General features: G+C 66.0%; 14 protein-coding genes and 1 pseudogene. 2 read left to right on the top strand and 13 right to left on the bottom strand.

Annotated elements, in window-relative coordinates; genetic code table 11:
• Positions 1–7: 7 nt before the first annotated feature.
• The 8 genes from PL79_RS25895 to PL79_RS25860 form a co-directional block, all read right to left on the bottom strand.
• Positions 8–1336 carry a sigma-54 interaction domain-containing protein gene (locus PL79_RS25895; protein WP_044846563.1) on the bottom strand — a complete coding sequence of 443 codons (1329 nt, stop codon included), beginning with the start codon at positions 1334–1336 and terminating at the stop codon, positions 8–10.
• A complete protein-coding gene (locus tag PL79_RS25890) occupies positions 1333–4404 on the bottom strand; it encodes a peptidase domain-containing ABC transporter (protein ID WP_044846562.1) in 3072 nt (1023 codons plus the stop codon). Before PL79_RS25890 ends, PL79_RS25895 begins: the two co-directional genes overlap by 4 nt.
• A gap of 18 nt (positions 4405–4422) precedes the next feature.
• Entirely contained in the window at positions 4423–5175 is a 753-nt protein-coding gene (locus PL79_RS25885) for a peptidylprolyl isomerase (RefSeq protein ID WP_044846561.1), read from the bottom strand.
• A 101-nt stretch (positions 5176–5276) separates the two neighbouring features.
• Positions 5277–6686, bottom strand: coding sequence for an HlyD family secretion protein (locus PL79_RS25880; protein WP_082088613.1), 1410 nt, complete (start codon positions 6684–6686; stop codon positions 5277–5279).
• Positions 6673–8532 (bottom strand): FHA domain-containing protein, encoded by a 1860-nt coding sequence (locus PL79_RS36930; protein WP_044846560.1) that lies wholly within the window; start codon positions 8530–8532, stop codon positions 6673–6675. Before PL79_RS36930 ends, PL79_RS25880 begins: the two co-directional genes overlap by 14 nt.
• 191 nt (positions 8533–8723) lie before the next feature.
• Positions 8724–10151, bottom strand: a complete 1428-nt coding sequence (locus PL79_RS25870; protein ID WP_044846576.1) for an efflux transporter outer membrane subunit — start codon at positions 10149–10151, stop codon at positions 8724–8726.
• Positions 10152–10574: 423 nt separating this feature from the next.
• Positions 10575–11000 (bottom strand): DUF4399 domain-containing protein, encoded by a 426-nt coding sequence (locus PL79_RS25865; protein ID WP_044846575.1) that lies wholly within the window; start codon positions 10998–11000, stop codon positions 10575–10577.
• 42 nt (positions 11001–11042) lie between these two features.
• Entirely contained in the window at positions 11043–11471 is a 429-nt protein-coding gene (locus PL79_RS25860) for a DUF4399 domain-containing protein (protein WP_044846559.1), read from the bottom strand.
• A 325-nt stretch (positions 11472–11796) separates the two neighbouring features.
• Here PL79_RS25860 and PL79_RS37265 point away from each other — a divergent pair.
• Together PL79_RS37265 and PL79_RS37260 are read left to right on the top strand one after the other, a co-directional pair.
• A pseudogene (locus tag PL79_RS37265) lies at positions 11797–12495 on the top strand (caspase family protein); the annotation flags it as partial.
• 3 nt (positions 12496–12498) lie between these two features.
• Positions 12499–13758, top strand: a complete 1260-nt coding sequence (locus PL79_RS37260; RefSeq protein WP_442861574.1) for a formylglycine-generating enzyme family protein — start codon at positions 12499–12501, stop codon at positions 13756–13758.
• Positions 13759–13945: 187 nt separating this feature from the next.
• Here PL79_RS37260 and PL79_RS25850 read toward each other — a convergent pair whose 3' ends face one another.
• The 5 genes from PL79_RS25850 to PL79_RS25830 are packed head-to-tail and all read right to left on the bottom strand — an operon-like array spanning position 13946 to position 19055.
• A complete protein-coding gene (locus tag PL79_RS25850; protein WP_082088612.1) occupies positions 13946–14149 on the bottom strand; it encodes a hypothetical protein in 204 nt (67 codons plus the stop codon).
• A 48-nt stretch (positions 14150–14197) separates the two neighbouring features.
• The gene (locus PL79_RS25845; protein WP_044846557.1) at positions 14198–15448 is read right to left on the bottom strand and encodes a flavin-dependent oxidoreductase; all 1251 of its coding nucleotides are present in this window, start codon (positions 15446–15448) and stop codon (positions 14198–14200) included.
• A 52-nt stretch (positions 15449–15500) separates the two neighbouring features.
• Complete coding sequence (locus PL79_RS25840) at positions 15501–16847, bottom strand: MFS transporter (protein ID WP_044846556.1); 1347 nt, start codon at positions 16845–16847, stop codon at positions 15501–15503.
• Positions 16848–16872: 25 nt separating this feature from the next.
• Positions 16873–17862: a 4,5-dihydroxyphthalate decarboxylase gene (locus PL79_RS25835; RefSeq protein WP_044846555.1), complete on the bottom strand. Its 990-nt coding sequence runs from the start codon at positions 17860–17862 to the stop codon at positions 16873–16875.
• Between the two features lie 35 nt (positions 17863–17897).
• Complete coding sequence (locus tag PL79_RS25830) at positions 17898–19055, bottom strand: porin (RefSeq protein ID WP_235879332.1); 1158 nt, start codon at positions 19053–19055, stop codon at positions 17898–17900.
• Positions 19056–19091 lie beyond the last annotated feature (36 nt).

Below are 19091 nucleotides of genomic sequence, written 5' to 3'. Positions count from 1 at the left end.
GCGACGCCTACGCGTCCTTGTCGGGCGTCGCGGGGTCCTGATGACGGAACGCTTTCGAACGGATGCCGTGCTTCTTGAGCAGCATCTGCAGGTGCGACCGGTTCATCTCGCAACGGCGCGCCAGTTCGGCCACGGTGCCGCCGGTCTCCTGCAACCCGCGTTCGAGAAACGCACGCTCCGCCTCGTCGCTTGCCGCACGCTTCGCGTCGCTGAGCGACATCGGCCTGCCCGACGTGCCGTCATCGGTCGCGCGAACGGCGGCCGCCCCGGTTTTCGGCCGGATGTCCTCGGGCAGGTGCTCGATATCCGCGACCTCGCCGGCGAGGCACGACAGACGGTAGACGAGGTTGCGCAGTTCGCGGATGTTGCCCGGATACGCGTACGTCAGCAGGAAGTCGCGCAGCTTCGGCGTCGTCTTGAGTGGCCTGCGCTTCAGCGCCCCTGCCGCCTCGTCGCCGAAGTACGCGAGCAGGAGCGGGATTTCGTCGCGACGCTCGCGCAGCGCGGGCAAGGTCAGATGAATGACGCTCAGGCGATAGAACAGGTCCTCGCGAAAGAGCCCCTGCTCGCTCAATTGCCGCAGATTCTTGTTGGTGGCGGCGACGATGCGCGTGTCGACGCTGATCGGCTCGTCCGAGCCGACCCGCTGGATCTCGTGCGATTCCAGCACGCGCAGCAGCTTGACCTGGCCCGACAGCGGCAATTCGCCGATTTCGTCGAGGAAGATCGTGCCGGTGTGCGCGCTCTCGAACTTGCCCTTGCGATCGTTCGACGCGCCGGTGAACGCGCCGCGCCGGTGGCCGAACAGCTCGGATTCGAGCAGGTTGTCGGGAATCGCGCCGCAGTTCACCGAGATGTAGGGCCGGTCGGCGCGCGCCCCGTTCGCGTGGATGACTTTCGCCATCAGCTCCTTGCCGGTCCCGCTCTCGCCGTCGATCAGCACCGGCAGATCGGTCGGCGCGGCCTTCTCGGCGATTTCGAGTGCGGCGAGCAGCTTCGGGTTGTCGCCGAAAATGCCCTCGAAGATGAAGCTGCGCTCGATCAACGCCTGCCGCCGTCGTTGCACCGCGGGCGCGGGCGCCTCCGGCGCGTCGGCCGAATCGGCTGCGTCGGGCGCCTGCGGCGCGGCCACGGCGGCCTCGACGAAGCGCTCCTTGCGCGACATCTGCATGACTTCGTCGCGCAGCACGTTCGCCTGATTGAGCAGCTTTTCGATGTCGACACGCTCGAGCTTGGGCGCCCAGCGCAGCATCGAGCGCAGGATCTCGATCTTCTCGAGCAGGCCGGCATACGAGACCGCGGAGTTGCCGAATCCGTGCGGGTCGAAGAGTTTCATGATGCGCCCAGCTGTTTCTGCACGAGCTGGTAATACATGCCCTGAAGGGCGACCAGCTCGTCGTGCGAGCCCTGTTCGACGATCGCGCCTTCGTACAGCACGAGGATCTTGTCGGCCCGCATGATGGTGCTGAGCCGGTGCGCGATGATCACCGCCGTGCGCCCTTGCAGGATCTCGTGCATGTTCGCGAGGATGTTGCTCTCCGACTGCGTGTCGAGCGACGACGTCGCCTCGTCGAACACGAGCAGGCGCGGGTCGTGATACAGCGCGCGCGCGATGCAGAGCCGCTGGATCTGGCCGCCCGACAGGCCCACGCCGCGCTCGCCCACCACCTGCTCGTAGCCGAGCGGCAATTTGCTGATGAAGGCATGCGCGTCGGCCATCCGGGCGACCTCCTCCATGCGGCGCCAGTCGGGGCTCGTGTCGCCGCAGGCGATGTTCTCGGCAATCGAGCCGGAAAACACCAGATTGGACTGCATCACATAGCCGATCTGCTGGCGGTAGTACGCCTTGTCGATCGCGCTCATGTCGTATCCGTCGACCACGATCTTGCCGTCCGTGGGCGCATAGAATCCCACCAGCAGCTTCGCCAGCGTGGTTTTTCCCGAACCGCTGCGCCCGACGATGGCCACCATCTCGCCGCGCTTGATCGTGCAGTTGATGTTCTCGAGCACGTAAGGTGTTTCGTTGCCGCCGTAGCGGAAATACACGCCCTCGAAGCCGATGTCGCCCTGCAGGTCGGGCAGCAGCACGCGCGAGGCCAGTCCGGACGGCTGCTGTTCGGGTTCGAGGTCGAGGACGTCGCCGAGCCGTTCCATTGCCACCGCCGCGTCGTTCATCAGGCTCCACATGCCGACGAGCCCCATCAGCGGCGCCAGCACGCTGCCCATGAACGCATTGAAGGCGATCAGTTGCCCGATGCTGAGTTCATGGGCGAGCACGAGGTTCGCGCCGACCCACAGGATCACGATGGTGGTCGCCGCATTCAGCAACTGGCTGCCCAGCGCGACCAGGATGTTGAATGCCTGCGCGCGGTACTGGACGTCGAGCGCCTTCGCATACTTGCGCTCCCACTTCAGCCGTACCGAGCGCTCGATGCCCATGCCCTTCACGGTCTCGACGCCGCCGAGCGTCTCCATCAGCAGCGACTTCGCATCGGTGGACGCGGCGAACACCTCGCGCGCATAGCCTTTCAGCTTCGGCGTCGCGAGCGCCGTGAGCGCCATGATCGGGATCACGAACGCGATCAGCACCAGCGTCATCTTCACGTTGTAGAGGAACATGATCGTGAAGTAGATGAAGATCATCAGCAGATTGAGCGCGGTGGTCACGGTGGACTCCGTCAGGAACGCCCGGATCGTCTGGTTCTCCTGGAAGCGCGCGAACACGTCCCCGCTCTTGCGGCGCGCGAAGAACGAATACGGCAGCGACATCGTGTGTTTGTAGAACTGCGACATCATCGCGAAGTCGAGGCTGCGCACCATGAAGTTGGAGAGATGCGCGCGGATCGTGGTCATCAATTGCGTGAACACGTGCGAAACGACGAGCCCGGCGATCAGCAGGTGCAGCAGGCTCACGTTCTGGTGCACGACGACCCCGTCGAGGATGTTCTGGATGATGAGCGGCGGTATGACGCCCAGCATCTGGATCACGAACGTCGCGAGGAACAGGTGCGCGAGGATCTTCCGGTAAGGGCGCAGATAGCCGATGAAGCGCACCCAGGGCGAGCGTGACTCGACCGGCGCCGCGGCCGGCCCGCTCGCGGTAAACAGCAGGCAGGTGCCGCTCCAGCCTCGCTCGAACGCCTCGACGCTCAGCTTCCTGAAGCCGAGCGCCGGATCGGCGATCCGCACCCACGACTTCGACACGCCGTACACGACGACGTAGTGGTAGCCCTCCCAGTGCACGATGAACGGCAGGTCGAACCCGAGCAGCGCCTCGTACGTGCACTGCACGCCGCGCGTCGCGAAGCCGACCGCCTCGCCGGTGCGCGCGAGACTGTCGAGCGTCGCGCCCTGGGTCGTCACGTTCGCCAGATCGCGCAGCTTGCCGAGCGTCATCGCGACGCCGTAGTGACGGCAGATCATCGCGAGGCACGCGGCCCCGCAATCCATTTCCTCCGCCTGCTCGACCAGCACGAAACGCTTGATCATGCGCTCGCCGAACGCGGCGTCGGCGCCGATGTCGATCTGCAGCGGATGGCGGCGCCGTTCGGCGAGCTTCTTCTGCCGCTGCAGTTCCTGGTCGACGAAGCGGATGCGCTCCTCGAGCACCTCGCGCAATTTCGGGTTGCGCTCGAGCATGAAGTGCACGGTCTTTTCCGGAATGACGAGCAGGCGCGTATCGGTGACGGCGGTGACGGTCGCCACCTGCTCCTGCCGCAGCAGGCACGCGCGCTCGCCGAAGATCTCGCCCGCGCCGAGCGTCGCGAGCGGATAGTCGTTGCCGTCCTCGCGGCACGAGACGCTGACCTCGCCCTGGCGCACGACGTACAGCCGCAGGTCGCCGCCCGGGCCCTGCCGGACGATCTCCTTGCCGGCCGGCACGCGCTTCACGCCGACGCTCGACACGTATTCCTCGAGCTCGGCGCGCGTCAGCTTGCCGCGCAGGTCGAACAGCCGCGTCACGAAACCGCCGGCCGAGCTGATCGCGACATAGCTCGTCACGAACGACTGCGCGGCCGGGTTGTCGCGCAGGATCGGTTCGATCGCGCTGCGCGGGATGCACAGCACCTCGGTCTTCGTCGACGCGCGCACCGACACCTCGTGCCAGTATTCGCGCAGCATCGCCATTTCACCGAACACCTCGCGTTCCTTGCGCACGCCGACGCTGGTTTCCTTGCCGCGCTCGTCGGCGATCAGGCGCACGGACCCGCTGCGCAGCACATACAGGCCCTCGGCGAGGTCGCCGCGATTGCAGACGGTGTCGCCGAACCCATAGGTGCGCACCTGCGCATGGGCGGCCATGCGATCGAGTTCGTCGTGCGAGAAGAGCGACAGCGGCTCCACCGACGCGAGAAACGCCGCGAGCGACGGGGTGCTGGCCGGGGCGGGGGCTTGTGCGTCCATCGATGCGGTTCTCCGTGATCAGCGTGCCTCGATGATGTGTTCCTGCGCGCGCTCGGCGAGCCACTCCTCGCGCAGCAGGCGGCGCACCTCCGACGCGACGTCGGCGTCGAGCGCGGCCGGGTGTTTCGCGGTCACCGAGAAGATCTCGAAGAACGCGCCGTCGGGCGCCGCGAACGGCCCGAGCAGGTCGCCCACGTGCGCGTTGAACACCTTGGCCTCGATATCCGTCTTCAGCGAGCCGCGCAGCACCTTGCCGATCACGCCGCCGCGCTCGCTCGTGTCGGCGATCGAATGCTCGCGCGCCATGTCGCCGAAGCAGCTCGGGTCGTCCTCGAGGATCGCCATCATCTCGCGCGCCTTGCCTTCCGAATCGAGCACGATGTGGCTGACCTCGATGCTGTCGAACTTCGGCGAATTGAGCTTGAAGTACGCGTCGACGGCCGCATCGCTGCACACCGTGTCGAGCGTCTTTTCTTGGTACAGCGTATCGGTGATGAAGCGCTCGAACTCGTCGAGACTGACGCCGAACACGTCCAGGTAGCGGTTCATGTCCGCGGCGCGGTGCAGCCCGCGCACGCGGCGAAACTGGTCGGCACGCTCCTGGATTTCTTCCGGCGTGACCTGCATGCCCATCTTCCTTGCCGCGATCACCGTCAGCCGGTCGCGAACCTGCTGTTCGACGAGGCCCTCGAACTGCCCGCTGAGCTTCAGCACGCGGATGAAGTCGTCGGTGCCGATCACCTCGTCGTCGATACGCACTATTGCCGTCATCTCGTTCCCCTTGATCCCTGTCAGCGGCGGTTCGCCCTGATGCGCCGCCGGTGCCTCGCCTCACCGCTTGCCTGCGTTCCACTACGCCGTGGCGGCGCCCGTCAGCCCGCGATCTGCCTGAACGGGTCCAGCGCGAACCCGATCAGGCGGCGCTCGCGCACCACGATTTCCGCCGTGGCCGTCATGCCGTAGCGCAGCGGGTAGGTCGTGCCGGCGATCGTGTACGCGTTGCGCACGAGCGCCACCCGGCCCTCGTAGACGGGTTCCTTCGTCTGCGCCTGCGGCTTCGTCGCCGGCGAAATGTATTCGAGCGTGCCGTCGATCACGCCGTAGCGCTGATACGGAAACGCATTGAACTTGAGCTTCACGGGCAGGCCCTCGTGAAGGAACGCGCGGTCCTGCTCCGCGATCGCGACCTTCACCACCGGCCGCGCATCCGACGGCGCGATGCTGCCGAGCGGCGTGTTGGCGAGGATCTTGTCGCCGGGCTGCGTCGTGGTCACATCGGTGATCACGCCGGAGACGGGCGCCAGCACGAGCAGGAAATTGTCCTTGTCGATGTTCTCGAAGCGGATCCGCGCGGCGGCATCCGCGGCGAGGCGCGCCGTCTGCACCTGCAGACGCAGCTTCTCTTCGGTGTTCGCGATGTCGCGCACGGTCGCGTCGTACTGGATGCGCAGCCCGGCGAGCGTCTCGCCGCTGCCTTCGAGTTGCGCCTTCGCCTGCGCGAACTCGTGGCTCTGCTGCGCCTCGAGCTGCGTGAGCCGCGCCTGCGCGACGCGGTAGCTGTCCTGGGCCTGCAGGTAGGCGCTGCGCTTCTGTTCCACCTGGCTCTGCGACACGCCGCCGCCGCCCGGCAGCGCGAACAGGCGCGCGTACTTGTCCTGTTCGTCCTTCGCGAGATCGAGTGCGTGGCGGGCGTTGTCGATATTGCTGCGCGCTTCGTCGATCTGCGCGTGCTGCGATTGCGCGAGCTTGCTGGTGCCTTCGGCAATGCGGTTCTGGTGCAGGTGCTCCTCGACCTCGATCTGTTGCTTCAGCGCGTCGGCCTTGCGCTCCATCAGCTGCTTCTTGTCCGGAAACTGCTTCCATTCGCGCTCCGCGTCGTCGAGCTTGAGGCGCGCATCGAGCGCGTTGGTCGCCGCCTCGATCGCGCCGCGCGCGTTGATCCGGCCGATCACGTCGTTCTTTTCGACCGGCTGGCCTTCGGCGATGTAGATGTCCACCAGCTCGCCGTCGACGGGCGCGTAGATGCGGCGCACCTCGGACTCCGGCGCGAGCGCGCCCGGCGCCGTCACGATGACGTCGGCGCGGCCGACGAACGACCACAGCAGCGCACACACGACGAGCCCGACCATCGCGATGATGGTCGCCTGCGTGAGCCGCCACGGCCGCGCCGTCAGGATCGCGATCCCTTCGACGCTGTGATCCTCCAGCGCCTCGCCCAGCGAGCGTGGCGGCTCCGGCGGCGGCGCCTGGCGCGCGCGCTTGAGCAGACTATCGAGCTTCACTGCGCCCTCCCGACGAAGCGAGCCGCTCCAGCGTCGCGACATGGGCGGCGAATTGCGGCGTCGCGAAGCGGAACTGCTTGAGGCGATCCAGTACGGCCGGCCCGTGGCCGGCCCGCGCGTCGCTCTCGAACTGCAGGTACTGCTGCAGGTCGGCCCGCACCGCGTCGAGGCCGCCGAGGCGCGGATAGCGCTGCTCGTCGTCGGCGAGCAGCGCGGGGAGACCGTCGAGGCGGTCGTCGTCAAGCGCCGACGCGATCGCGCGCTGCAGCCGCTCGAGCGCGGCCACGTAGACGGAGTTGTCGCTTTGCAGCCGGCGCAGCTGACTGAGCGCGTCGGCATACAGCACGCCGAACGCGGGAACGTATGACGAAATCCGGTCGAGCAGCCGCTGATGCGCACCCGGGTCGTCGTTCCAGCGGCCGGTCAGCGCCTTGATCGGCGCTTCGTCGCGATAGATGCGGATCGGCGCTTCCGCCCCGCCGCGCCCGGCGACGAACGCCTGCAGCTCGCCGATCCACGCGACTTCGTCGACGAGCGGGCGCGCGTCGGCGTTGTGGCGCGCCAGCGTGCGCATGTCCTGCACGACGGCACGGGCGCGGTCGAAGGCGCGCGCGTTCATCGCGGCGATCCAGTCCGGCACTTTCGACCGGACGAGCGCCTCGGTGCCCAGCGCGACGAACGCCGGGTCGTCGGGATGGCTGGCCAGATGGCGGTCGGCGAGTTGCGCCGCCTGCGCGGCGTCGCCGCGCGCCAGCAGCGCGTGCATCTCGCGCAGCGGCGCGTCCTGGAAATACAGCGTCGCGACCAGCAGGCCGACCGCCGCGAGCAGTGCGCCGCTCCACCCGGCGAGCCGGCGCAGGTTGACGTGCCCGCTGCCGCCGAACGCCTCGCTCAGCTCCGACAGGAAGACTTCGATCCTGCCGCGCCGGCGGCGCGCGTCGTGCGCGGTTTCGGCGGCGCCATGCGCGGCGTGCGGGTTGACCTCGTCGTCCGGCTGAACGGCCGGCACCGTGCAGAAGATGTCGAGGAACGAATGCGCGGTATCGACGAAAGTGGTCCGGTCGGGGTCCGCGGCGGCCGCATGCGCGGCGGCGCCGGGCGACGATGCGGCCGTCACGGTGGAGTCCGGCCCCGGCTCGCGCTGCACCCCGACGCGATAGACGAAATGATCGCCGCCGAACGCGAGCAGCGCGCCGTCGCCGAGCGGCACCGCATGCTCGTCGAGGCGCCGGCCGTCGACGAACGTGCCGTTCGTGCTGCCGAGGTCTTCCACGAAGACGTCGCCGTCCTGCACGTAGATGTGCGCATGACGCCGCGACAGATAGTTGACCTGATGCGGATACGCGTCCCGGTAGCAGGCGAACGTGTCGTCGGTCTTGCTCACGAGGAACGGGAAGGCGGTAATGATGACCGGTTGCAGGCCGAGATCGCCGCGCTCCGGCGCCAGCGTGACGACGGCCGGCCGCGCCGGCCGATGCGTCGCGCGCGGCACGAACGCGGCACGGTACGCGAGCGCGCCGGCGAAGCGCAGTTCGTCGCCGTCGCGCAGCAGGTGCGGCTTGTCGCCGACCTCGACACCGTTGACGGCCGTACCGTTCTTGCTGCCGAGATCGGCGACGTAGGCCGCGCTGCCTTCGAAGAAGATGCGCGCATGGCGGCGCGACAGGTCGGCCACCAGTTCGGGCCTGGCGGACGCGAACGGCGTGTTGGTCCGCCCGACGGCGAACAGCGCGTGGTCGATCCGGATCTCGCTCAGCTCCGGATGCGAAACCGGCTTGAGCACGATGTCGAACTGCCGGTCGAGCGCGGCGTGTTTCTCGGCAATCGAAGCGGCGTCTGGAACCATGATTCGGCCAACGATCGACATGCGCCCGCCAATGGAGACGCGGCGCAGGCAACGCGACGCGCTTTCGAACCACCTGAGTGAAGCCGCACCGCCAACGCACGTGGCGGCACGATCGTGAAAAAAGTTTAGGCGACGGATGGCGGTAGTCAATCGGCTGGCGCCGATCGCGCGGCTGCGCAGGGCTGGCGTGTTCATTGCAGCGCGTGGCCGGTCGGCTCGCTGCCTGCATTCGAGATTTCGACCGCGCGCCAGCCGCCGCCGATCGCCTTGTAGAGCGTGACCGTGTCGCTCAGAATCTGCTGATGATTGGCGAGCAGCGCGAGTTCCGCGGATGCCACCGAACGCTCCGATTCGAGCACCTCGAGTTGCGAGACGAGCCCTTCCTTGAGCTGCGCCTCGACCTGCGCTGCGACGGTGCGCAGACGCGTGCTCTGCTGCTGAAGCTGTATGCGCTGCTGCTTGTGCGCGTCGAGATCGACGAGTGCATTTTCCACCTCCTTGAACGCGGTAAACACGGTCTGCCGGTACTGCTGCTCGGCGACCTTGGTCTGCGCCTCGGTCGTCTTGATGTGCGCGCGCACGCCCGGGTCGAACATCGGCAGGTTGATGCTCGGCAGGAAGCTGAACGTGAAGGCCTTGAAGAGATCCGACAGCGCGAACGCCGCGGTGCCGCCCCGCCCCGTCAGGCTGATCGACGGCAGCTGCGCCAGCTTCGCCGCGCCCACTTCGTCATACGATTCGAGCACGCGATACTGCGCGGCGACGACATCCGGCCGGCGCGCCAGCAGTTGCGCGGGCAGCCCCATCGGCACGTCCGGCAGCTTGACGCGCTGCCGGAGATGGCCGGCAGGCATCCTGAATTCGCCGGCCGGCACGCCCAGCAGCGTCGCGAGCGCGTTCTCGGCCGTGTCGCGCGAGCGGTGCAGTTCGATCAGTTCGTTCGCCAGCCCGTTGATCTCCGCGCTCTGCCGCAGCACTTCGGTCTGCGGCGCGATGCCGTTCGCCAGCATCGACTGGTAGATCGCGAGGATCTTCCGGTTCTTGTCGAGCGTGCGCTGTTCCTGCTCGATCTGGTCGTCGAACTGGAGGATCCGGAAATACGTGCTCGACACGTCGGCGACGAGCGTCAGGTAGCCGGCGCGCCAGTCGGCCTCGGTCGCGCGGTATTCGGCCTTCTGCGCCTGCACGCCTTTCTCGACCTTGCCCCAGATGTCGATCTCCCAGTTCACCTGGCTGCCGAGGTTGTAGGACTTCGACAGCGTTTGATGCGTGTTCTTCTCGAAGTCCACGCCCGCGCCGAGGTCGACGCTCGGCAGCGCGCCCGCCCGGACTTCGCCGACCTGCGCGCCGGCTACCCCGATGCGCGCCGCCAGCACCTTGATATCGACGTTGCCGGCGATGGCCTTGTCGATGAGCGCGTCGAGCGTCGGATCGTCGAAGCTCTTCCACCATTCGGCGTTGACCGCGTCCGACGCGGATACCGGCCCGTGCGCATGCGCCCAGGTGGTCTTTGCCGGCATCTCGGGGCGCTGGTAGACGGGCATGTTCAGGTCCATGCAGCCGGACAGCAACGCCGCGCATGCGCCGGCGGAACCGGCGATGCGGGCCAGCGAACGCATGAGGCCGCGGCGGGTGCGCGTGGCAGTCGGCGACAGGCAGGTGTTCACGATCGACTCCTTGGGCGGAACGCGGCGACGATGCGGGATCGGGGATGTGTTGGTGTCGATGCTGCAGCGTGGCACGCTCGCGTCTCATCTCGCATGGGGCGTGCCAGCCGCTCGCGGGGTCGGCGGCAATCGTGCCGGCAGGCTTGCCGGCGCGGGTCCGGGCCACGAAGACGGGCGTGCGGGCGACGTGTGCGCGGCACCCGGATCAACGGTGCGTGATGGGGCGTCGCAGACAGTTCAGGCTCGGGATGTCGGGTGTGCGCCGACACTTGGCGCGACCGGCGGCCGCGTCGCCGTCCGGCGCTCGCCTGCTCGCGTGAGCGCGTGAGCGCGAGCACGCGTACGTCACGCGATCGCCGATCGGCGTGCGCGACGTCACTTCACGTAGATCGTGATTTTCTTCGAGTAGACGGGGGGATTGTGCGGCACGTGGTTGGCGTCGCCCATCAAGAGCTGCAGCGTGTGCTTGCCCGGCGGAAGCTCCAGCGTGGTCTCGGTCTCGCCCGCGCCGAAATGCAGGTGATTGCGGTCGGACGGAATCGGCTGGTCCATCGGCGGCAGGTCCGTATCGACCAGCAGGTGATGGTGGCCCGTGTTCGGAAACTGCACATGCGACGGCGCGACACCCATGTCGCGCAAGCCGAACCACACCCGGAACGGACGTCCGGCCGGCATCACCTGGCCATCGTTGGGCCAGCCGATGTAGACGACGGCCTTCGGGGGATGCGTGCTGGTCTCTGCGGTCGCCGCCCCCGTCCATAGCAACGTCACGGCAACGGCGAAGAGGATGAGCTTGTTCATGGCGGCAATTCCCGGTTCGTGCGGCAGGCGCGGCATGGCGCGCTACTTGACCGTGATCGTGATCTTCTTCGAGTACACCGGCGGATCGTGCGGCACGTGGTCGTGGTCGCCCATCAGCAGCTGCAGCGTGTGCTTGCCGGGTGGCAGCTCGATGCGCGCCTCGGTTTGACCGGCACCGTAATGGAGGTGATTCCGGTCCGACGGTATCGGCTGGTCCAGCGGCGGGAGATCGGTGTCGATGAGCAGATGATGGTGGCCCACGTTGGGCCGCTCGATGCCTTTCGGGCAGATGCCCATGTTGCGCAGGCCCATGCGCACCCAGAACTTGCCGCCCGTGATCGTTGCACCGTCGGACGGCCAGATGATGTAGGCCTCGGCGCCGGGCGGCGAAGGCGTACGCCCGGCGGCGAACGCGATCCTCGGCGCCAGGACGGTGGCGGCCAAAGCCAACAAGGTAGCCCTTCTTCGCATCGTGTTGCTCCTCGCGTGGATGGCGGCGCGCGGCGTCGGACAGTGGAGCGTGTCTAACAGCTTAGGACGTAATCGACAGGAAGACACATAACGATGTTCCAGGGTAACGGGCCGGCCGCGATGCGCGGATGCGTATGTCTGTTTTTTGCGAGACCCGCGGGTGGATCCGGTGATCGCCGCCAGGCGCACGTGCTATCTTGAATGTGTCCCGGCCGCGCCCGTGCCTGCCGCAAGCCGGCATTGCGCTCGCCGCGACCGAACACCCGGCAATGGCTGCGCTCCGCCTTCGGCATCGGGTCCGACGGCGCACCCTGGGGGGCTCAACATGTGGCGAATACTCCTGCCCGCATGCCTGTTTGCGTCGATCTCGGTGGCATCGAGCACGTGCTCCGGCGAGGACATGCATGCTTTTCCCGCACCGCCGTCAGCGTCCGCGCGCGCCCCGTCAGTCGAACCGCAGCGCGTCGCGCTCGTGATCGGCAACGGCGCCTATCGCGATCATCCGCTCGCCAATCCCGTCCATGACGCCGATGCAATGAGCGCCGCGCTGCGCGCGCTCGGCTTCGACGTCATCACGTTGCGCAACGCCACCCGGCAGCAAATGCTCGACGGGCTTGCCGCGTTCGAACGCCGCAGCGCGGCCAGCGGCACCGGGCTGGTCTATTTTGCGGGCCACGGCGCCAGCGTCGGCGGAACGACGTGGCTTGCGCCGGTCGATACCGACGTCGGCGCGCCGGCCAGCCTGTCGCGAACGGGTATCGACCTGCAAACCGTGTTCGATGCGACGTCGCGGCCGCGCGGCGACCGGATTGATCTGATCATTCTGGATTCCTGTCTGATCGCGCCCCCCGGTGCCGGACAGGTGGCGGCCCGCAAGCCGCCGCCGCATACGCTCGTCGCATACGCGGCAGCGCCCGGCGCAGGAGCCGCCGACGGTACGGCGCATGGTGTCTACACGGCAGCGCTGCTGCAGTCGCTCGCGGTGCCGGGGCTCGGTATCGCACAGGTCTTCGACCGTGCCGGCGCGATGGTCGAACGCGCGACCGGGCATCGGCAGACGCCGTGGATCGCGTCTTCCCTGTCCGGTGCGGCCGCGACGTTGGCGTTCACCGGGGCGCGTCGCGCAGGAGCCGCCGGGGCGCATGCCGGCGGCGGCACGGCGCAACGATCCGACCTGCTGGCCGACGTCGGCGTCGTGGCGCTCGATAGCCGCGGCGTGATGCCGAAAGACAGCGCCGAACAGTACGAAATCACGTTCTGGGAGTCGATCAAGGACAGCAAGGAGGCGGGCGACTACGAAGCCTATCTGAAGACCTACCCGAACGGCCGCTTCGCGCAGTTGGCGCAGGCTCGTCTCGCACGACTGCGCGCGGCCGCGCCCAAGGTGCCCGCGGCGTCCGCGCCCGCGCAGACGGCGAGCGCCGCGCCGGCCCCCGCCGCCGTTTCGGCTCCGGCTCCGGCACCTGCGCCGGCGCAGCCCGCGCACACGTCCGGCTCGACGCCGAAAGCGCCGCCGCCCGCTGCCCCGTCGGCACCGTCGGCACCGCCGCAGAAAGGCGGCGCGACGGCCGCCAATGAAATCCACGATTGCCCTGCCTGCCCCGCCATGCTGGCGGTCAGTCCGGGGGCTTTCACGATGGGCAGCAATTCGGGCGATCCGTCGGAAAAGCCTGCGCATCGCGTGACGCTCGATCACGCCTTTGCGCTGGCGAAGTACGGCGTGACCGTTGCGCAGTGGAACGCATGCCGCGACGCGGGCGCCTGCCCGCGCCTGCCCAACGACAGCAACACGGCGGCGAACGCGCCGGTGCGCGACCTGAGCTGGGACGATGCGCAACTGTACGTCAAGTGGCTGTCGAAAATCAGCGGCAAGTCTTACCGGCTGCCGACCGAGGCCGAATGGGAATTCGCGGCCCGGGGCGGCACCGCGACGCGCTACTGGTGGGGCAACGAGATGCGCCCGGGCAACGCCAACTGCAAGGACTGCGGTCAGCCTTGGCATGCCGACGCACCGGACAACGTCGGCTCGTTCGCGGCCAATCCGCTCGGCTTCTACGACATGGGCGGCAGCGTATGGGAATGGGTCAGCGATTGCTGGCACAACTCGTACAGGAATGCGCCTGCCGACGGCCGCTCATGGGACGAGCCGAATTGCCAGGTCCGCGTCATCCGCGGCGGCTCGTGGCGGGATGGTGCAGGCTACATGCCCGTTTCGACACGCTTCAAGTACGACAGCAGCGTACGTTATTCGGCAAACGGGTTTCGTGTGGCGCGGGACTTGAAGTAGATCGATGTCGGTCCGGCCGGGAGATTGCGCGGCAATTGCGGCCGTCCAGTGCGTCGTCGACACCGCTTCGCCGAGCGACGGGCAGTATCGGCATGCGCGTTGGAGCGCCGGATTCGGCGCTCCGTTACGCGTCGAGCTGACGCACCGATGACCGCAGCGATGAGCGCGCGCCTGGCGCCCGGCACCGTCAAGCCTGAACGCGGCGTTGCTGCAGCAGACGCTTCGCCATGCCGATAACAGCCTGCACCGAGGCTTCGACGATGTTGTGGCTCATGCCGTCCCCGAAACCGGCCGCGGCACGACTTCGAGCGCTGGGTCGACGAGTATTCGCGCCATCGTTTTGCGTATGCGAATCGGCGGCTCCCGTCTCCGTCTCAACCTTCATCGACATGAGAGGCGACCGCGGCCGGTTCCCTGACCGCGGTTACTTCCGACTTCCTCAACGAGCAAGTGTGTCCGCACTGAAACCGGCGACCTGCTTGTACCTCAGTTGCCACTGCTTCAGTTCGTCGCGTGAAATGACATCGTCGATGTTGTTGAAAGGACGTCCTCCCGTGCGCTCGTCGACCACCAGCAAAATCGCATCGGGTGCGATCTCGCGATTGGCCAGCACGATGTCGGACGTCGCCTGCAGTCGGCGCGCTTCATAAATCTGCAATGCAGCGGGCCAGTTATCGCTTTCTCCAAGCAGTTCTGCAAGCGTTGTTGCGTCGATGATTGCCTGCGCGGCACCATTCGATCCGCGCGGCATCATCGGATGCGCGGCATCGCCCAGAAGCGTGACGCGCCCTTGCGTCCAGAACGAAAGAGGGTCCTGGTCGACCATCGGATACTCGTAGATCGCGTCTGCTGCACGCAGCATGGCAGGCACATCGAGCCAGTCGAACCTGCAATGCTCGAAGAGGTGAATGAAATCCTCGAGCTTGCCTTCGCGGTTCCAGTCGCGCTGATGCTCTTCCGGACGCGCATACTCGATCACCCAGTTCATGAGCTGACGGCCTTCACCGTCGATGTTGTCGCGAATCGGATAGGTAATCAGCTTGCCGGTGCGGAACGTGCCGATGTAGCACATGCTCGCGCCTGACTGGAACGGCTTCCAGCGCGTGACGCCGCGATACTGCGTCGAACCCTGGTAGCGCGGCCGCGCCTCCCTGGGATGGAATATCCGCCGGACGACCGAATGTACGCCATCGCACGCGACGAGCACCTTACCTCGTGCTGACGAAACACGTCCATCGTCCATCGCGTCCTCGAAGTACGCAGTCACGCCGCGATCGTCCTGATCGAACCCGACGAATCGTTGACCGAGCACGATTGCATCGTCCCCGAGACGCTTGCATGCTGCGTCGTACAGCGTCATGTGCAGGTCACCGCGATGGATCGATACTTGCGGCCAGTCCAGGCCAGCGAAGCGTCCGCGCAGCTCGTGGTCGACCAGTTGTCCATGCTGGGTGTAGAAGCTGTATTCGCGCGTCTCGATTCCCTTGTTGCATAGCTCGTCCATCAGTCCCAGCTTGTCCAGTTCACGCATGGCATGCGGCAACAGGTTCAGGCCAACGCCGAGCGGCTTGAGTTGAGGCACTGCTTCGAATACCCGGCAACGCACGCCCTTCTCGTGCAGTGCGAGCGCAAGTGTCAAGCCGCCAATCCCGCCGCCAATAACAATAACGTCCTCTGCTTCATCGTACATAGCTCACTCCATTCTCACCAATGTTCTTTCAAGGCCGCGCCGAAGCGCCATTTCATTGCCCTGCCGGTTTTGCCTCCAACTGACGGGATGCGCGTCGCCACATCGCCTGGATCGTCAGCGCCGAAACGATGACCGGCACACCCGCGAGCATGAAGATCGCCTGCGTGGACAGCCCCGCGGACAGCATCAATCCACCAAGCAGCGGACCGCCTATCGATGCGAGACGCCCGGCGCCCAGCGCCCAGCTGATGCCGGTCGAGCGCATCGATGTCGGATAGAACGCAGTGAGCATGCCGTCGGCGCCGCCTTGCCCACCGTTGACGAACAGGCCGATCATGAATGCAGCGCAGTACATCGCTTCGATGTTTCCCATCGCGACGCCCATCGACGCCACCGCTACCGCACCGGCAAGATGTACAGGAACCAGAATCGAAAACGTGCCGAACCTGTCAACGATGCGCCCGACCAGCACGGAGCCGATCGTCGCGCCAATCAGCATCACGGACGTCACATGGCTCGGCACCGCACCGTCGAGCCCGGCACGCAGAATCAGCGAGGGTAGCCACACGCCCAGGAACGTAATCTCCAGCAGATTCATCGCCATCACGAGCCAGAGCGCCACCGTCCCGGAGGCGCGTCCCGGTTCGAACAGGCTCGCGACAGGGTTTCGGCTCAGCCCTTCCTCGGGTACGTAAAAACTGACCGTGTCGGGCGGATTCCAGTGCGGGTTGATGTTCCGCAGCGTTGCCCGAATGCGAAGTTGCGCGCCGGACGTGCCTCGCAACGCAAGCATGCGAATCGATTCGGGCAATACGCCGGTCAGAAGCAATGCGGCCAGCAGTGGCAAGACGCCGCCGACGACATATAGCGACCGCCACCCGTAGTGGCTTTGCAGCTGCGAAGATACGAAACCAGCGAGCGCAGCTCCGAAGGGCACCGCGCAAATCAGCAATACGACCACCGTGGAGCGCACGCGCTTGGGCGAAATTTCCGCACAGAGCGCAATCGCGTTCGGTACCGCCGCGCCCAGCCCGAGACCCGTCAGCATCCGCCACGCAAAGAACTGCTCCGCGTTCGTCGCCGTGCAACTCAGCAACGTGAAAAGCCCGAACGAGGCCGTTGAACCGATGACGAGCCAGCGTCGGCCGACGCGGTCGGCCAACGGACCGCCGAGCACGCCGGCAACGCTGGCCAACAAGCTGGCGGTGAACAGGTAGGACAACTGTTGCGGGCTCAGTTGCCACTCGTTCTTGATGGCGGGCGCGACGAATCCGAGCGAAAACTGGTCGAAGCCGTCGAGCAGCGTCACGATCATGCAGATAGCGACGATCCCGATCTGCCATGCCGTGATACCCCAAGCGTCGATCAAGGCGCCGACGTCGATCTTTTCCGTCTCCATGATGTCTCCTCCTTTCATATCCATGTCAGATCCGGGCCGCATCGAGCGTGGAGGCCGCGAACAAATCCTCCATCGCCATGCATTTCCCGGACAATCCCTGCTCGTGGTGATAGCGGACGAAGGCATCGAGCGATCGCTCGTTGCCACGGATGCCGTACGACCACCAGTTGTGTCCCATACGGGCGACCGTGCTCTCGTATTCCGAGACCAGCCACGGCAGCATGACCTTCAAAGCCGCCTGCTGCCGCAATTCGCTTTCCGCGATACGCTTCGCCTGCGCGAACGCCTTGAATACGCTCGACGGCAACCATGCATGCTCGGCCACGATGGACTCACGGATGCAAACCACATGCATGATCGGAAAAATCTTCGTGTCGTCGAAATAGTCCCGTTCGACGGTCGCGAAGTCCGGGAACAGCCTACCGATGTTCGGCTCTCGATCGATGAAGCACTGCGGTTCACGCGGTGCGATCAATGCATGAATGCGTCCGTCTCGCAGCCATTCTGTCAATGTTTCGTTATCCGGAATGCATTTGACATGCGTGCCCATCGGCGCGGCGAACGGCACCTTCTCTCGACGACCGGGTTCCTCGACACCGCCCGTCCACCACTCGATGGCAGACGGTGCAACACCGTATCGGTCCTGCAAGAGCCCCCGTTGCCAGACACCTGCGGTCAACTGATATTCGGGCGTGCCGATCGGGCGGCCAGCAAGATCCTCCGGGCGCTCAATCCCGAGATCGGTTCGGATGTAGATACCGGAATGCCGGAACGAGCGCGACAGGAACACCGGGATTGCAACATAGGGGCACTCGCCGCGCGAGCGCAGCATCGTATAGCTGCTGAACGAGAGTTCGGTGACGTCGAATTCCGCCGCGTTCAGCGCACGGAAGAAGGTCTCCTCGACAGGCAGGTTCAGCAAATTCGCGTCGCAGCCTTCGATCGTAACGCGACCGTCGAACAGGGCACGGGTCCGGTCGTATTCCCAACAAGCGACCGTAATCGGAACTTTCATGCTAGATCCCTCCAGGTAGAAGCAGGCTCAGGAAATCAGAATTTGTGCCGGATGCCGGCGACGATTGCCGTTTGGTTCTGGCTCGAGGATGGGGCGAACAGATAGATGTCGGCGGTCGCGCCGGCCGCCTTCTGGTAATTGCCGTACAGATAGAGGTCAGTGCGCTTCGACAGGAAATAGTCGATGCTCAGTTGACCCGCGTTCCAGTGCGGCGCGCGCTCGTAGCCTCCGCCGTACTTCCCCGATGTGTAGATGTATGCGGCCGACACCATCAGATCGGGCATGAGGTAGTACGATCCGTTGACATCGAAGTTGTCGAGGCGCAGGCTGGTTCCGTCGAGATAGTCGTAGCGCACGTCCGTCGCCATGGCTGCCACGCGCCACGTGCCCGCCGAATATTGACCGCCCGCGCCGAATTCGCGCTGTCGCCGCACACCGATGCTCGGATTCAACGGACTCGCATGGAACAGGACGAACGGCGCGCCTGCGTAGTCGTCGGTAACCGCCCCGCCCGCGTTGCCGCCGACACCGGGCCGGTCCATATTCAGAAATGCAGCGGCAAACCGCCAACCACCACGCTCGTACGACAGACCGGCACTGATCGTGCGGTTCACTGCCCATTGGCCGGCGGCGTTGCTCAGCGCATACAGCACCTCGGCGCGCAGGCCCGCGATCACGGGCGTTTGATACTTGATCGAATTGTTCTGCCTGTAGCTGCCGAACACGTTGTCGTTGTCGCCAATGTGCGCGCCCAGGCCCGCCGCGACGACAGCAGCCTCGAATCCGGTCAGATAGTCGAATACGGCGTCGTACTGACGGCCGGCAGTCAACGTGCCCCACTTCGCGCTGGCCAGGCCGACAAACGCCTGGCGCCCGAACATGCGACCACCCTGTTGAAACTTGCCGTTGGTCACGTCAAAGCCGTTCTCGAGGGTAAAGATCGCCTTCCATCCATCGCCCAGGTCCTCGCTGCCCTTCAAGCCGATCCGGTTGTTCTGCAGCGTGCCGGGGATGAGCTTGATGTTGGATTTGCCCCCTTCGTTACTGACGTAGCCGATCCCTTCGGATAGCAATCCATACAACGTCACAGTGCTCTGCGCATGGGCAGCCGGGATCTGAACGTCGCACACCGCAGCGACCGCGATGCTTGCCGTCAGCAAGCGCACCCTTCTCCGCATCATCGTCGATTGCATCAAAAGTCTCCTGATATTGTCGTATTCGCCTGTTCC

Source organism: Burkholderia sp. USMB20 (genome assembly GCF_000949135.2).
GTDB lineage: Bacteria > Pseudomonadota > Gammaproteobacteria > Burkholderiales > Burkholderiaceae > Burkholderia.
This window is presented reverse-complemented; position numbering and strand designations above follow the sequence as displayed.

What these genes read in the sequence shown, in the direction of transcription:
- PL79_RS25895 (WP_044846563.1), bottom strand. Translation starts at nt 1,336, where the DNA reads ATGAAACTCTTCGACCCGCACGGATTCGGCAACTCCGCGGTCTCGTAT.
- PL79_RS25870 (WP_044846576.1), bottom strand. Translation starts at nt 10,151, where the DNA reads ATGCGTTCGCTGGCCCGCATCGCCGGTTCCGCCGGCGCATGCGCGGCG.
- PL79_RS25830 (WP_235879332.1), bottom strand. Translation starts at nt 19,055, where the DNA reads ATGCAATCGACGATGATGCGGAGAAGGGTGCGCTTGCTGACGGCAAGC.
- PL79_RS25850 (WP_082088612.1), bottom strand. Translation starts at nt 14,149, where the DNA reads ATGTCGATGAAGGTTGAGACGGAGACGGGAGCCGCCGATTCGCATACG.
- PL79_RS25840 (WP_044846556.1), bottom strand. Translation starts at nt 16,847, where the DNA reads ATGGAGACGGAAAAGATCGACGTCGGCGCCTTGATCGACGCTTGGGGT.
- PL79_RS25845 (WP_044846557.1), bottom strand. Translation starts at nt 15,448, where the DNA reads ATGTACGATGAAGCAGAGGACGTTATTGTTATTGGCGGCGGGATTGGC.
- PL79_RS25885 (WP_044846561.1), bottom strand. Translation starts at nt 5,175, where the DNA reads ATGACGGCAATAGTGCGTATCGACGACGAGGTGATCGGCACCGACGAC.
- PL79_RS25835 (WP_044846555.1), bottom strand. Translation starts at nt 17,862, where the DNA reads ATGAAAGTTCCGATTACGGTCGCTTGTTGGGAATACGACCGGACCCGT.
- PL79_RS25860 (WP_044846559.1), bottom strand. Translation starts at nt 11,471, where the DNA reads ATGCGAAGAAGGGCTACCTTGTTGGCTTTGGCCGCCACCGTCCTGGCG.
- PL79_RS25890 (WP_044846562.1), bottom strand. Translation starts at nt 4,404, where the DNA reads ATGGACGCACAAGCCCCCGCCCCGGCCAGCACCCCGTCGCTCGCGGCG.
- PL79_RS37260 (WP_442861574.1), top strand. Translation starts at nt 12,499, where the DNA reads ATGGTCGAACGCGCGACCGGGCATCGGCAGACGCCGTGGATCGCGTCT.
- PL79_RS36930 (WP_044846560.1), bottom strand. Translation starts at nt 8,532, where the DNA reads ATGGTTCCAGACGCCGCTTCGATTGCCGAGAAACACGCCGCGCTCGAC.
- PL79_RS25865 (WP_044846575.1), bottom strand. Translation starts at nt 11,000, where the DNA reads ATGAACAAGCTCATCCTCTTCGCCGTTGCCGTGACGTTGCTATGGACG.